At 38.5% G+C, this 14,364-nt stretch carries 15 protein-coding genes and 1 tRNA gene; 14 read left to right on the top strand and 2 right to left on the bottom strand.

Going from position 1 to position 14,364, the window contains the following annotated elements; genetic code table 11:
* Positions 1-9: 9 nt before the first annotated feature.
* The 12 genes from FBF75_RS11290 (at position 10) to FBF75_RS11350 (ending at position 11,148) form a co-directional block, all read left to right on the top strand.
* Positions 10-870 (top strand): LysR family transcriptional regulator, encoded by an 861-nt coding sequence (locus tag FBF75_RS11290; RefSeq protein ID WP_007501609.1) that lies wholly within the window; start codon positions 10-12, stop codon positions 868-870.
* A gap of 155 nt (positions 871-1,025) precedes the next feature.
* Entirely contained in the window at positions 1,026-2,342 is a 1,317-nt protein-coding gene (locus FBF75_RS11295; RefSeq protein ID WP_025207747.1) for a CitMHS family transporter, read from the top strand.
* Between the two features lie 206 nt (positions 2,343-2,548).
* Positions 2,549-2,773, top strand: a complete 225-nt coding sequence (gene gerE / locus FBF75_RS11300; protein WP_003184172.1) for a spore germination transcription factor GerE — start codon at positions 2,549-2,551, stop codon at positions 2,771-2,773.
* Between the two features lie 149 nt (positions 2,774-2,922).
* A complete protein-coding gene (locus FBF75_RS11305) occupies positions 2,923-3,363 on the top strand; it encodes a MarR family winged helix-turn-helix transcriptional regulator (RefSeq protein WP_007501606.1) in 441 nt (146 codons plus the stop codon).
* Between the two features lie 7 nt (positions 3,364-3,370).
* A complete protein-coding gene (gene racE / locus FBF75_RS11310; RefSeq protein WP_108611299.1) occupies positions 3,371-4,189 on the top strand; it encodes a glutamate racemase in 819 nt (272 codons plus the stop codon).
* 101 nt (positions 4,190-4,290) lie between these two features.
* Positions 4,291-5,352 (top strand): GerMN domain-containing protein, encoded by a 1,062-nt coding sequence (locus FBF75_RS11315; RefSeq protein ID WP_007501601.1) that lies wholly within the window; start codon positions 4,291-4,293, stop codon positions 5,350-5,352.
* 151 nt (positions 5,353-5,503) lie between these two features.
* A complete protein-coding gene (rph, locus tag FBF75_RS11320) occupies positions 5,504-6,232 on the top strand; it encodes a ribonuclease PH (RefSeq protein ID WP_017358165.1) in 729 nt (242 codons plus the stop codon).
* Positions 6,233-6,242: 10 nt separating this feature from the next.
* Complete coding sequence (locus FBF75_RS11325) at positions 6,243-6,845, top strand: XTP/dITP diphosphatase (RefSeq protein WP_164071365.1); 603 nt, start codon at positions 6,243-6,245, stop codon at positions 6,843-6,845.
* Between the two features lie 14 nt (positions 6,846-6,859).
* The gene (locus FBF75_RS11330) at positions 6,860-7,384 is read left to right on the top strand and encodes a YfcE family phosphodiesterase (RefSeq protein WP_008345914.1); all 525 of its coding nucleotides are present in this window, start codon (positions 6,860-6,862) and stop codon (positions 7,382-7,384) included.
* A gap of 121 nt (positions 7,385-7,505) precedes the next feature.
* A tRNA-Arg gene (locus FBF75_RS11335) sits at positions 7,506-7,579 on the top strand.
* A gap of 1,457 nt (positions 7,580-9,036) precedes the next feature.
* Entirely contained in the window at positions 9,037-9,621 is a 585-nt protein-coding gene (locus tag FBF75_RS11345) for a recombinase family protein (protein ID WP_052321061.1), read from the top strand.
* Between the two features lie 198 nt (positions 9,622-9,819).
* Positions 9,820-11,148: a DNA cytosine methyltransferase gene (locus FBF75_RS11350; RefSeq protein WP_205826475.1), complete on the top strand. Its 1,329-nt coding sequence runs from the start codon at positions 9,820-9,822 to the stop codon at positions 11,146-11,148.
* Between the two features lie 36 nt (positions 11,149-11,184).
* Here the strand turns inward: FBF75_RS11350 and FBF75_RS11355 are convergent, their stop codons facing one another.
* Both FBF75_RS11355 and FBF75_RS11365 read right to left on the bottom strand, forming a co-directional pair.
* Entirely contained in the window at positions 11,185-12,201 is a 1,017-nt protein-coding gene (locus tag FBF75_RS11355) for a helix-turn-helix domain-containing protein (protein ID WP_205826476.1), read from the bottom strand.
* 117 nt (positions 12,202-12,318) lie between these two features.
* The gene (locus FBF75_RS11365; RefSeq protein WP_052321127.1) at positions 12,319-12,627 is read right to left on the bottom strand and encodes a hypothetical protein; all 309 of its coding nucleotides are present in this window, start codon (positions 12,625-12,627) and stop codon (positions 12,319-12,321) included.
* A gap of 951 nt (positions 12,628-13,578) precedes the next feature.
* Here FBF75_RS11365 and FBF75_RS19925 point away from each other — a divergent pair.
* A complete protein-coding gene (locus FBF75_RS19925) occupies positions 13,579-13,962 on the top strand; it encodes a DUF4241 domain-containing protein (protein ID WP_136944755.1) in 384 nt (127 codons plus the stop codon).
* Positions 13,952-14,197 carry a DUF4241 domain-containing protein gene (locus FBF75_RS19930; protein ID WP_167403829.1) on the top strand — a complete coding sequence of 82 codons (246 nt, stop codon included), beginning with the start codon at positions 13,952-13,954 and terminating at the stop codon, positions 14,195-14,197. The genes FBF75_RS19925 and FBF75_RS19930 overlap by 11 nt, the downstream gene beginning before the upstream one ends.
* Positions 14,198-14,364 lie beyond the last annotated feature (167 nt).

The following is a 14,364-nucleotide window of genomic DNA, read 5'->3' on the forward strand; positions in this document are numbered from 1 at the left end:
GGGCACACAATGGATGAGAAAGATTGGCGGTTTTTAAAGGTGTTATATGAAGAGAAGAACATCACAAAAGCGGCAGAAAAATTATTTGTATCGCAGCCTGCCTTAAGTTATCGATTGAAACAGCTTGAAGAGGAATTTGACATGAAGCTTTTCTTTAAAAGAAAGCGAGGCATTGAATTTACATCAGAGGGCGAATACTTGGCTAAATACGCAAATGACATGCTCAAGCAGCTCCAGCAAACGAAAGATGGCATGCTCAATATGCAAAAAAAGGTCAAAGGAACGATCAGGTTAGGGGTGTCGAGTAACTTTGCTCAATATAAACTGCCGGAAATTTTAAGAGAGTTTTCTAAGCAGTATCCACATGTTCAATTTATGGTGAACACAGGATGGAGCACAAAAGTCATGGATTTATTAGGGACATCAAGTGTACATTTAGGGATTTTAAGAGGAGATTACGACTGGAATGGAGAGCGATTTTTGCTTGATAAAGAACGCCTTTGTATCATTTCAAAATCAGAAATACAGCTAAAGGACCTTCCGAAACTGCCGCTCATTGACTATCACACGGATAGTTCATTAAAACGATTGATTAACAGATGGTGGCAGGAGACGTTCACGATGCCTCCGCTTGTGACAATGGAGACAGACAGGCAAGATACATCAAAAGAGATGGTGAAGCATGGTTTAGGTTATGCCATTGTCCCGGAAATTTGCCTCAGACCAAGTGATGAGCTATTTGTAAAAGGTCTTTCGTATAAAGATGGACAGCCTGTTTTAAGAGATACATGGCTCATGTACCAGCCGGATTCCCTTCATTTGTCTGTTGTGAAAGCATTCATTGAGTTTTTAAGAAGTCAGCAAGGCTAATTATAAAAAAAATTTATTGAATAGACGAAAAAATCGATATTTTCATTATAAAAAAAGCTATTATATCCTTGAAATAGAAAGCGCTAACATTTCGGGCCGCAAGTGCAAAAGGGGCGCTTGTGGATCGTGTAAAGAAGAGGATGGAGGGATATGAAGTGCTAGCTATTTTAGGGATCTTGATGGTCGTGACTTTTACATTTCTTATTATGACAAAACGTATGCATCCGGTGGTGGCTCTAACCGTTGTGCCAATCATCTTTGCATTAATCGGTGGATTTTACAGCGGATTAGGGGACATGATGCTTGATGGACTCAAGACCGTTGCACCATCTGCTGCTTTATTGTTATTTGCCATCTTATTCTTCGGTGTCATGCTGGATGCTGGATTGTTTGACCCATTGATCAAACTGATTTTACGTCTTGTGAAAGGCGATCCGGTGAAAATTGCTTTTGGGGTAGCGATTTTGTCTATGCTTGTTGCATTAGATGGTGATGGAACGACAACGTACATGATTACCGTATCAGCTATGCTGCCACTTTTCTTAAGAATTGGGATGAACCCACTGATTTTAGGGACGATTTCATTATTATCATTAGGCATTATGAGTGGAATGACGCCTTGGGGCGGTCCAGCCACTCGTGCGATTGCTGCACTTGGTTTAGATGCAGCGGAATTCTTCATTCCATTACTCCCGACGATGATAGGGGGCGGTCTTTTTATCCTTTTTACAGCGTATGTTCTTGGAAAAAAAGAACGGAAGCGCATTGGGGTTGCCGAGATTCAGTATAAAGAAGAGGTCTCGATCTCTCCTGAATTGGCGGCATCAATTGAAGATGGCGTTGCAGATATGAAGAGACCAAACCTGATTTGGGTCAACTTCTTCCTGACGATTGCTGTCATGGTGACACTTGTATTGGATATCGTACCGATTCCTGTACTCTTTCTCATTGGCTTTGTCATTGCGCTTATGATCAACTATCCAAAAGTTGAAGATCAGCGTGAGCGGATTTTATCGCATGCAGGAAATGCCTTAACGGTCATTACCCTTGTGTTTGCAGCAGGAATTTTCACAGGCATTTTTTCGGGAACAAAAATGGTGGAGTCCATTGCTCACTTGGTCATTTACATGATTCCAGATTCATACAGCTCATTTTTTCCACTCATTGTCGCGTTGACGAGTATGCCATTTACATTTGTTCTTTCAAATGATGCGTATTATTTCGGGGTGCTGCCAATCTTAGCTGAAGCCGGCGCAGCTTACGGAATTGATCCAGTAGAAATTGCGCGCGCCTCTATTATCGGACAGCCTGTCCATTTACTGAGTCCGCTTGTGGCTTCCACATTACTACTTGTGAGTATGCTGAATAAAGATATCGGTGATTTGCAAAAGTACGCACTGTTATGGACCGTACTCACAGCCCTGTTTACAACACTTATTGCTCTTTTAACAGGAGCCATTTCGATATTTTAAAAGCTTGTTTGATCAAGGACGATGTCTCTATAGGGGACTCGTCCTTTTTTGTGCGGTTTGAAGGGGAGCAAATTGGACGCTCATCTGTGGGAATTCTCGATTTTAACGTCACCTACCTCAAGTACCCGGCATATGATATCTCGACTATACAGAATCCCATTCTATAGAGACTAGAGCTCTCACCTTAGCAAGGAGGGTTACAATACTTGAAGGAGAAAGAGTTTCAATCCAAGCCGCTATTAACCAAAAGAGAAAGAGAAGTATTCGAATTGCTCGTCCAAGATAAAACAACAAAAGAAATTGCAAGCGAGCTTTTTATTAGCGAAAAGACTGTTCGAAATCATATTTCGAATGCCATGCAAAAGCTAGGAGTCAAAGGTCGTTCACAGGCCGTAGTCGAGCTTCTGCGTATGGGTGAGCTAGAGCTCTAACGTCAGCCGGTTTTCCTTCCGCACCAGGGAGGAGCCGGTTATTTCTATATCGTTTCCATGAGTCTCTTCTTGCAATTTCTTTGAAAAACGAGGAAAATAGGAATGTACGTTTTAATCAAAGTGAGATGCTATAGTGAGGTATCAATGAAATGGAAACGAATGAGTCAGGCCATGTTGCAGAAATTGAAAAATCATTGCGCCATATTGCTGCAATCATTAAGCAAAAAGGTAGAGAAATTCTGAATCAATATACGATTACACCTCCTCAATTTGTAGGGCTTCAGTGGCTTTATGAATTCGGAGATATGACAATAGGTGAGCTATCACAAAAGATGTATTTGGCTTGCAGCACGACAACCGATTTAATTGACCGAATGGAAAAAAGTGAACTTGTTGAACGGGTGAAAGATCCGTCTGACCGCCGCGTGGTTCGCATTCATTTATTACCTGAAGGTGAGCGGATCATTCAAGAAGTGATTGTCAAACGCCAAGAATACGTCAGTGAACTTCTAGGGGCTTTCTCAGAAGAAGAAGCCATCGTTTTCAACCAATCTTTAACGAAACTACAGCAGCAAATGAAAAGAAAATGAGGCGATTTTGTTGGATCAACCCATCGGCGTGATTGATTCCGGCGTAGGCGGTTTAACCGTTGCGAAGGAAATCATGAGACAACTGCCAAAAGAAAAAATTATTTATGTAGGCGACACAAAACGATGTCCATACGGCCCTCGAGCAGAAGAAGAGGTTCTTCAATATACATGGGAAATGGCGCACTACCTATTAAGACATCACCATATTAAAATGCTAGTCATTGCGTGTAACACTGCGACGGCGATAGCACTTGATGAAATTAAAGCAACACTTGATATCCCGGTCATTGGTGTGATCCAGCCCGGAGCCCGCACAGCGATCAAGGTGACAAACAATCAGCATATTGGCGTCATCGGCACAGTCAATACGATCAAAAGTGAGGCCTATAAAGAAGCACTGCTTTCTTTAAAAGCAGGACTAACTGTTCAAAGTCTGGCATGTCCATTGCTTGTGCCATTTGTGGAAAGTGGTACGTTTTTAGATCATACAGCAGATGAAGTCGTAAAAGCTTCTCTTGAACCGATGAAAGAAACAGGCATTGATACGCTTATTCTTGGCTGCACACACTACCCGATTTTAAAAGAACCGATTCAGCGCTTTATGGGCAGTGGCGTCAATATCATTTCATCAGGAGATGAGACAGCGAGAGAAGCGAGCACAATTCTTTCATATAAAGGGCTGTTAAATGACTCGAAGGAAGAGCCTGTTCATACGATTTATACAACAGGGCAGCAACAAAACTTTCAAAACATCGCTCAAGACTGGTTCGGCTACCTGCCAGGAAAGGTCGAAACGGTTTCGCTTGAACACGTATATCAGCAATAACCTACTTCTCATGGAAGTGGGTTATTTTTTTATGAAAAGGGTCTAATCCTCTGAGGGAGCTCGTATACATACTAGTACAAACCACTAGAGGAGGGTGAAGTATGCTGAAAAAAGGAACTACAGCAGCTGTTACGTGTATTGCGTCAGCCATGCTTTTATCAGGATGCGGATTGTTTCAAACAGACCAAGCGAAAACAGAGATTGATCCACCACAAAATGTCACGTTTGTGAAAGAAAATAAAGAAGAGAAACAAACAGCGAAAGAAGGAAAAGAAGAGAAGCAAGCAGATACCGTCATGAGAGAATTATATTTAATTGATAAAAATGGATATGTTGTGTCTCAATCCATTCCGCTGCCGAAAAACGAAGGAAGTGCGAAACAAACACTTGAATACCTCGTAGACGGGGGACCGATTTCTAACCTGATGCCAAATGGATTCAGAGCCGTGCTGCCGGCGGACACGAGCGTATCTGTCGATATTAAAGATGGCACCGCGGTTGTTGATTTCTCAAATGAATTCAAAAACTATAAAAAAGAAGACGAACAGCGCATTTTGCAATCAGTCACTTGGACATTAACGCAGTTTGATTCGGTAGCGAAAGTCAAATTAAAGATGAATGGCCATGAATTAAAAGAGATGCCTGTGAATGGGACGCCGATTTCAGATGATTTAAGCAGAGAGGACGGCATTAATATTCAGCACGAGGCTGCGGCTGATATGACATCGACAAAGCCTGTGACCGTCTACTATTTAGCTGAATCTGATGAACAGACGTACTATGTCCCGGTGACCAAAAGAGCACCAAAAGACGAGGATGATCCAATTACAGCAGCCATTGATGAGCTCGTCTCTGGACCAAGCAAAACAAGCCAATTGCTGACAGACTTTGATCAAGATGTGAAGCTGAATGATGTCCCGAAAGTAAAAGACGGTCATGTGACACTAGATTTCAATGAATCTATTTTTGGCAGTGCAGATGAAAAGAAAAAGGTCATATCACAAAAAGTTCTTGATAGCATTGTGCTGACATTAACAGAGCTGCCAGATGTGAAAAGCGTGTCTGTGAAGGTAAACGGAAAGGCAGAGCTTGTGAATGAAAAAGGAGCAGAGCTCACAAAGCCAGTTTCAAGACCAGAACAAGTGAATACAGGTAGTTTTTAACGTCACACATTGATATAATGGAGAAAAAGAGGCATGCACATTCGCTGCCTCTTTTTTATTCCAAGCGATTAGAACGGATCGAGGTTGTCAAAGTTAATAGGAGAACCCCGCTGACACCCGCGTGGAATGTATATTGTAACGGAGGTAAAACATGAGATTAGATGAAAGACAATACGACGAATTAAGAAAAATTGAAATACAGGCAGGCTACATTACGCACCCAGAAGGCTCTGTCTTAATCTCAGCGGGAAATACGAAGGTGATTTGTAACGCATCTATCGAGGACCGCGTACCTCCTTTTTTAAGAGGAGAAGGAAAAGGCTGGATTACAGCAGAATATAGCATGCTTCCAAGAGCAACAGCTCAAAGAACGATAAGAGAATCATCTAAAGGAAAAGTCACAGGACGTACAATGGAGATCCAGCGTTTAATTGGACGAGCTCTACGCGCAGTCGTTGATTTAGAAAAGCTTGGTGAACGCACCATTTGGATTGATTGTGATGTTATTCAAGCAGACGGTGGAACACGCACAGCTTCTATTACAGGTGCATTTGTTGCCATGACACTAGCGATTCAAAAGCTTCGATCAGAAGGCGTTTTGAAAGAAAATCCGATCACTGATTATTTAGCTGCGATATCCGTCGGAATTGATTCTAAACAGGGACTTCTGTTAGATTTAAATTATGAAGAAGATTCTTCAGCTGAAGTGGATATGAATGTCATTATGACAGGTGCTGGACGCTTTGTTGAACTTCAAGGTACTGGCGAAGAAGCGACATTCTCAAGAGAACAACTAAACGGACTGCTTGATTTAGCCGAAAAAGGCATCAAAGAATTAATTGAAAAGCAAAAAGCAGTGACAGGAGAAGTTATCGAATAAAGAGAAGGGTTTGATCAAGATGAAAACTGCCATCATCGCAACGCACAATGCGGGCAAAGCGAAAGAATTCAAAGCCATTCTTGAGCCAAAAGGATTCACGGTCAAAACACTAGCGGACATCGGATTTACGGAAGAGATCGAAGAAACAGGACATACCTTTGAAGAAAATGCGATCATCAAAGCCGAGGCCATTCAAGCCAAAGCAGGTGAAATGGTGATTGCAGACGATTCGGGTCTGTCGATTGATTACCTTGGCGGAAAGCCTGGCGTCTATTCAGCGAGGTACGCGGGCGAGCATAAAGACGATGCCGAGAACGTGGAAAAGGTGCTAAATGAGCTACAAGGCATCGAAAAAGAAGACCGCACTGCTAGATTTAGATGTGCCCTGGCTGTCAGTATACCGGGCAAAGAGACTCAAACGGTAGAAGGATCAGTAGAAGGCTTCATCGCCGAAGAACCGATCGGCGAAAACGGCTTCGGATACGACCCAATTTTCATCGTCAAAGACAAAGACCAGACGATGGCCGAGTTATCACCAGAGGAGAAAAACAAGATCAGCCATCGAGCGGTCGCGCTTCAAAAGCTTTCATCACTGCTAGACGCAAATGAATAAGGGGGAATGAAGCCATGAAGATACTCATCATTAGTGACAGTCATGGACTCACAGACGAACTTCAAACCATTGCCAAACGGCATGCGGCTGAAGTGGACATGATGATTCACTGCGGAGATTCAGAACTCGAAACGAACCACCCAGCACTCGAAGGATACAAAGTCGTCAAAGGAAATTGTGACTTTATGGGCGATTTTGAAGAAGAGCTCCTGCTCCCACTCGACGGAGGCGGAAAACTATTTCTCACTCACGGACATCTGCATGGCATCAAACAATCCTTGCTCCAAGTCTACTACCGTGCAGAAGAGCTAGGCGCAGACATTATCTGCTTTGGCCACTCGCACATCCCTGGCAGTGAGCTGCTAAGAGGAAAACTGCTCATTAACCCAGGCAGCGTGCACCTGCCAAGAGTGCGCAAAGAGCGCAGCTATGCTATACTGACACTAGATGGAAGCGAAGCAAACGTACAGTTTTTCACGGACGAAGGTCACGTCATACAAGACCTCGAAAACACTGTCACATTGGAAGGTATTTCATAAGGGTGCAGCATTTGCCCCCTTATGAAAAAACTTTCGAAAAACCGTTGACTTTAAAGAACAATAGTAATATAATAAATCTTGTCGCTGAGGTAATACGCCAAAGCACACTACATAACAACATGTCCCAGTAGCTCAGCAGGATAGAGCAACGGCCTTCTAAGCCGTCGGTCGGGAGTTCGAATCTCTCCTGGGACGTCATTATATAGCAGTTTAAAACTTAATATGATATAATTTTTGACCAGATAAGGGATGCTAACACAATTTAGAACACTGTGGAAGCATCTCTTTTTTTATCCCTATAATACCCCTGCAATTTTCTATTGCCTCCAAATTTAATTTCACTGGAGCAGATAATATGAAAAGAAGAAAGGTATCTTTGAGGTAGGAGCAGGTATTAACCTTTATAAACAGGAAATAGGCATAGGGGTAAAGGATAAGCTCACTGAGTTAACTAAAAAGTTCTCTGAGCCATCCATCACAGTAACAGCATCAAATAAGGAAGATGGTAGAGACTTAGACAATGTAATGGGAAATATCATTCACTAAATGAAAGTTAGTGGTAGTGGCTACAGGGATAGAACAATCCCTGGCTATATATAAACTACATGGCACAGTTTAGAAAAGCTGCAAATTTAAAGTACCTTGAGGGTATTACAACAGACAGATACCACCTATTCATGGCTCAACTCAATAGGTGTATCTAGCGAGACAAAACTGACCAGACTAAAGTGCCTCAAATCTATGTTGGTGAAGTGTTTCAATAATGGCTAGGTTAATTCTAAGTTTTGGCATTGCATTAATAATGCAGTGTCAGTCCTAATTCTTTATAGAAGTGGAGTCAGAATAATACATTGGGTTAGCTTCAAGAAAAACGTATTGATTTTAGGAATAAGCTGTTTTGTATGAATAGCACAATTTTAAAAAACATAAACTTTTAAGGTTGCCTCTTGATGATGAACTACTGAATTTGTTGAAAATATTAATTATGCAGAATAACAAGATAAGAGAGTATTATAGACAGAGAAAAACTCTTATCTGTTCATCAGCTACAAAGGGACATCATTTGATAATAAGTCTACAAATAATGTCATCTCCAAGCAACTCCACAAATACTTTAAAAGATATGCCTTAAATAACAGTGATCCTTATGCTCTAAGAAGGGGATATGCCAAGAGTCTATGAGATAAGAGGGTTAATCGTGCTTTAATATCTAAAAAAGCTCTGAGACATTCTAATTTAGCTGTTGCCACTCAGTATCTTGATTTAGAAGTCGAGGATGTTGCCGATAATCTAAGGGAATATCTATAAATATCTTGAGCCTCTGCTTTAAACGGTATAAGGTTTTCTTTATTTATTAATGGTGCAAATCGTATGGAAATAAATATAAAATAAAGTAAATTTTATTATTTGCATTTTCTGTGCAGTTCTCCCATCTTTTCATAGGGGGTAGCGCCATAGGTAGGAGGTAAAACAGGCTCACTCGACAGATGTAATCTTTTGAGTTTCTTTCCTTTTACTGATGTTGATAGTAACAATTTCTTAGTATTATGATGTGTCTATTTAGACTCTATTTAAAATAGACAATTTGGTTGACATTGATTATACTGGTTTAGTAGTGTAGTGTCTATTTTAATAGGTCTGCAGGAGGTTACATGGCTAAACAATATGGATATGCAAGGGTATCAACAGCAGAACAGAGCCTAGAAGTACAGTTACAGGCTCTCACTCAGGTAGGAGTAAATAAAATATATAAAGATAAGGCAACAGGCAAAAACGGTAATAGAGTAGGTCTACAGGCTCTGTTGACCATTCTTGAGACAGGAGATACCCTTGTAGTAACTAAACTTGACAGGATTGCAAGAAATATAAAGGAGGGTATTGCCCTTCTTGAGGAACTTACAGAGAGGGGCATAAAGCTCCATGTACTTAATATGGGGCTGTTTGATGGTACAGCTACATCTAAACTTTTGAGAAATATCCTGCTCTCTGTAGCTGAATGGGAAAAAGAAATACTGGAGAGGCAGAGGGAAGGAATTGCACTAGCCAGAGCTCAAGGAAAGTATAAAGGTAAGCCTAAGAAATACACTGAAAAGAATAAATCAATGAATCAAGCATTAGATTGGCTTGCTAATAGAGCTGAGAATGGAAAGACTGTAAAAGAAATATGTGAGATAACAAAGGTCAGTAGAGCCTCTCTGTACAGCATAGCTAGGGAAAGGGGTATTGAATATAACTGAACATTAAAAAGTATCAATCCATGTTTAATATTAATGCCTATCCAAATTCAATTCTTTACACAATGTAGAAACAAATATACACTTAGTATGCTCAACCTAAATGTTATAATTTCAGGGTTTTTCAATAGAAGTATTAAAATCCTTAGTTAACAAAGTTTATTTAATGAAATTCTGATAAATATGTTAGAGGTGATATTATTGAATGCAATTAGTCTTTTTAGTTCATCGGGAATAGGGGATTTAGGTTTAAGAAAAAACAACATTCATACTGTAGCAAACTGCGAATTATTGCCAGATAGAATGAAACTTTTTGCTGCTAACCATACTGAAAGCTGTAATTTTCTTGGAGACATAAATGAATTGAAAAATGATATTATAAATTACTATAATGATAACTTTGAAGAAGAGTTATTTTTAGTTATGGCGACACCTCCTTGTCAAGGGATGTCTCCCAATGGTGCTGGTAAACTGTTAAGTGAGTTTCGAAAAGGATTAAGACCAAAGTTAGATGAGAGGAATCGGTTAATTATACCTTCCTTAGATATAATAACTGCACTTAGACCTAAGTGGGTTATTTTTGAAAATGTTCCGCAGATGAGAAATACTGTTATTTTAGATGAGCGAGATAGAATGGTAAACATTATCGATTATATAAGGTTTCGATTAGGTGAGGATTATGTTGGAACTGCAGAAGTTGTTGATGTAGCAGATTATGGGGTCCCTCAAAATAGAAAAAGGCTAATTACAATCTTTACTCGGTCAGAAAATGGAAAAGACTTCTTTGGGATTAATAAGAGTTTTCTTCCTCAAACAACACATTCACAATTAGGGGAAGAAGGTAAGCAAAAATGGGTGACTGTTAGAGAGGCTATATTTGGATTGCCAAAATTAGATGGTCAGAAAGGCAAAGAAAAGGATAAAGATTTTCATGAATTGCATTTTGTAAATACACTTGACGAAAAGAAATATACTTGGGTTAAGCACACTCCAGAAGGAGAAACAGCATTTAACAATCAATGTATTAATCCAGAGTGTGAGTATGATGGGAATAGAAGGCATGGAGCTACTAAAAATAAGAAAGATGGAATAAATAAATTCAATACTGATACACCCCTCTACTGTGAAATGTGCGGATCTTTACTTCCTAGACCATATGTATTTGACAATAAAACTGGGGAAAAGCGGTTGATGAAGGGTTATACAAGTGCTTACAAGAGGATGAAGTGGGATGAGCCTGCGAGTACCTTAACACAAAATTTTCAATATGCATGTTCTGATAATAAATTACATCCTGAGCAGAATAGAGTATTATCTATTTATGAAGCAACAATTATACAGAGTATTAGTGACTATGATTATTCTTTTGAAATCAATGGAAAGATGGCCAACACTGGGCTTATTCGAGATTCTATTGGCGAAAGTGTCCCTCCAAAGTTAATTGACCTGATATGTAGAAACTTAATTTCTATTGAAAAAGGAGCTCATGATAGATTTAAGAATTCATATAAGCAACTAACATTTTTATAAGAGAAGCCCAAAACTGGGCTCTCTTTATAGATCAAATTATTTAACATTGTATCCAATCCATTTTGAATTTGATAATTTTGAAGTATATTCATCATTATCAATTACTGCTATCCAATTTTCACACATTTTTTTAACACCCTTTGAATTCATAATTGATACACTTGTAGTCCTACCCCCTCCTTCTTTAGGTTTCACAATATTCCCCCAGTCATTTTCTGATAGGTCATTTCTATAGAATACTGCACAAATTGTAGGGAGACCATGTAGGAAATCCCAGTAAATTCCGATAAGATTGTTAGTTTCTCTGTGATGTGCCTTCCAATCAAATCCAGTTAAAAGACCAATTCTTTGTTCACCAATTAAAGGTTTTGGAACTTTTTTTGCAGGTGGAGTAGAACCACATGTTGCCTTAACCTCTAATCCTCCATATTTAAAAGGACTAAATAAACTTTTTTGTTTGGGGTACATTTTTCCATCAATATAATCAACTATTGATTCAAAATATGTATATGCCTCCCTTGAGTCTGTCATTAATAAGTCAGGATAACCATCTTGATGTGGGTTTTTTGACAGCTTTTTATTTGCTACTAATTCTAGGCTACTTACAAAAAATTCACCAATAAAACCACTAAGATTTCTCATTCCTAAAGCTTCAAAAACCTGTACACCCGATTCAATTGTTATTTGATGGAGTTTTTTTAGATTTTCATTTGTAGCCATAATTGCTTCCACAATTTGTTCTTTTGTCAAAATTAAAGTGTCTTCATAAATCACATCATTGTCACTTACTATATAGCTATGCATCTTATTCTTCATCCTGTCTGTTAGATTTTTATCAATCTCTTCTATTTTGCTGAAGAATTCAGATACATTTAATCCTAATGACCTTGTAACCTTAATCATTGTATTAACAGTTGGACTTCTTAATCCTCTCTCAATCAGGCTTATGTATGTTCGGTCTAACTGACAAAGCTCTGCTAATTTCTCTTGAGATATTCCTTTTTCTTTTCTGTATTCTCTTATTAAGGAACCAAGATTCTCTTCTAAGGGCAAAATGTATCACCTCCTTCATACAATATTTTCTAATATTGGCCAACTACATTCCACAGACTATTGTCTGCATTTATTTACTTGTGATGTATTTTTTTATTGGTTTATAAGGGAATATGATTACGCATGTATAATGCTGACATTACAGAAAGCTATAAAAAGCAGATGAGAATCTGTGTAATACTGATATGGAAAAGCAAATCCTTCTTTATCATTATGAGAAACTATAGCCTCCATCAATGTAATTAAGCCATTTGACAAACCTTTAAGATAGCCACTCATGTAAAAATCATGAATGTTAGTAGCAACATAGGGAATATAAATAACCTCATCTAAATTTTCATCATAACTAATAATATTTTGTACAATAAAGGTATGCTGAAATACCTGCTGAGGAAAGATATACCTGTCTCCTAGCTGTTTTTTCATGATGCTTTGATATTTTTCAAAATCATGAGCTTTAATCTATCCATGTTGTATTCTCCTCTACAAATATATTTTTGTATATTTCTATTATGTAAGCCTTTAGCTTTGCTATGCAACATATATTTAGTTAAATTGTTATTTTGTTATTATAGTTAATAAGTTATGGTATTAAAATTGAACTTCTAGAAATTAATCTGATTTTCAAATAATTTCTATACCTTTCTAGGATGTTTTTCTTTGTATTCGATGTAAGCCTAATAAAAATAACTCCTGTAATTTCCATTTATGATGCTTTTTATTGTGGCTCTTGATACTGAGTAATGCTTTTTTATCTCAAAAAGTTTTAAACCTTTCAGGATGAAGAATAAATGTATTGTAAGTATATTAGAGAGATAGAGCTTCCTACTAATAAATAGTTACTTGTTATTCTTTTATTTTATTTTAAATAGAACCGTTTAAACAACTATTTAATCAGGAAAGTATTCAGTGCTATTAAATATTAAAAATAAAGATGAACGTATTTGCATATGTGACTATAAAGTTTAGTAGCAAAAGTAGTGTGAAGTGAGCTTGCGTTATCGGGCAGATAGAAGGTGATTTATAGAGGGAGCAGTTCTATGGTTACGGCGTTGATACTAGAAATGGTTATTTTATAGATGATCATGCTTTGACTGACATTTATACTTTCCGAACAAAGCCAAAAGGGTAATGAGGAATTGGAGAAACGTTATGAGGATACAAGAAGCTGGTTAGTCGCGTGCTTTCAGGAGAAAGTTGATTTAGCGATCTTTTCTACTGGTTTTGTGGGATTGATGAGAATGGAGAGGACGCTTGTCTCGTTACAGGTTTTCTTTTGAAGGATTAAATTAGGAAAATAAAACAGGAATAAAAGACATAGCAGAGAAAACTACATAATCCCAAACGCTACAGAAAAACAATGAAAGGAATGATTACTTGTACAATATCAACCCAAAAAACCTATTATATGAAACGCGAGAGACATCTATCAGCTCAGAAGATGATCAACTATTTTCAAAACAGTTAGGCTATATCGAGATCACGAGCGGTCAAATCGTTGCCTGTGATCCTTTTGTTTCAGAAGGTGACCAATCTTTTACGAGGAAGGTTGCTCAAGGGAAATATCCTATTCTACTTCTAGTTAAGCGGTTAGAAAGCGGAGACGAACGCATAGCCTATGCAATGATCAAGTTTACAAACGAGCAAGCAATAGAATGGGAGCTTGCTACAAGAGCGGGGCAGGAACTCAAACATTTGAAAGAAGACGAGTTTTACGGTTACGGTGTAAATACTGGGGATGGGCTGTTTCATGGATGCTGAGGCTGCATTATATTTACAAGCTTATGGGGATAAGCGCTATAAAGAGGAGAATGATTTTTATTTCTATGAGGAATTTGCAGAAGCGCTTGAGAAAAACTACAAGCACACATGGGACTGGCTTGTCGCCCGATTTCATGACAAGGTGGACATTGCCATGTTTACAACAGGCTTCGGTGACGGGATGTACCCAAGCTTTTGGGGCTGGATGAAAACGGAGAACCTGCTTGCCTTGTGACGGATTTTCTTATAATGAACTGATGAGAAAAACCCATGAAACTATGGGTTTTTTATTTGTTTCTGATGATAGTGTCTTTATAGAAATCGTGAAGGACATAAAATTGAAATAAATAAAATTTGAACGGAAGAAAAATAGATAAACATACAATGATTAGTGAATCGGTA

The sequence above is a fragment of the Bacillus sp. S2(2019) genome, from assembly GCF_005144805.1.
Taxonomy (GTDB): Bacteria; Bacillota; Bacilli; order Bacillales; family Bacillaceae; genus Bacillus; species Bacillus altitudinis.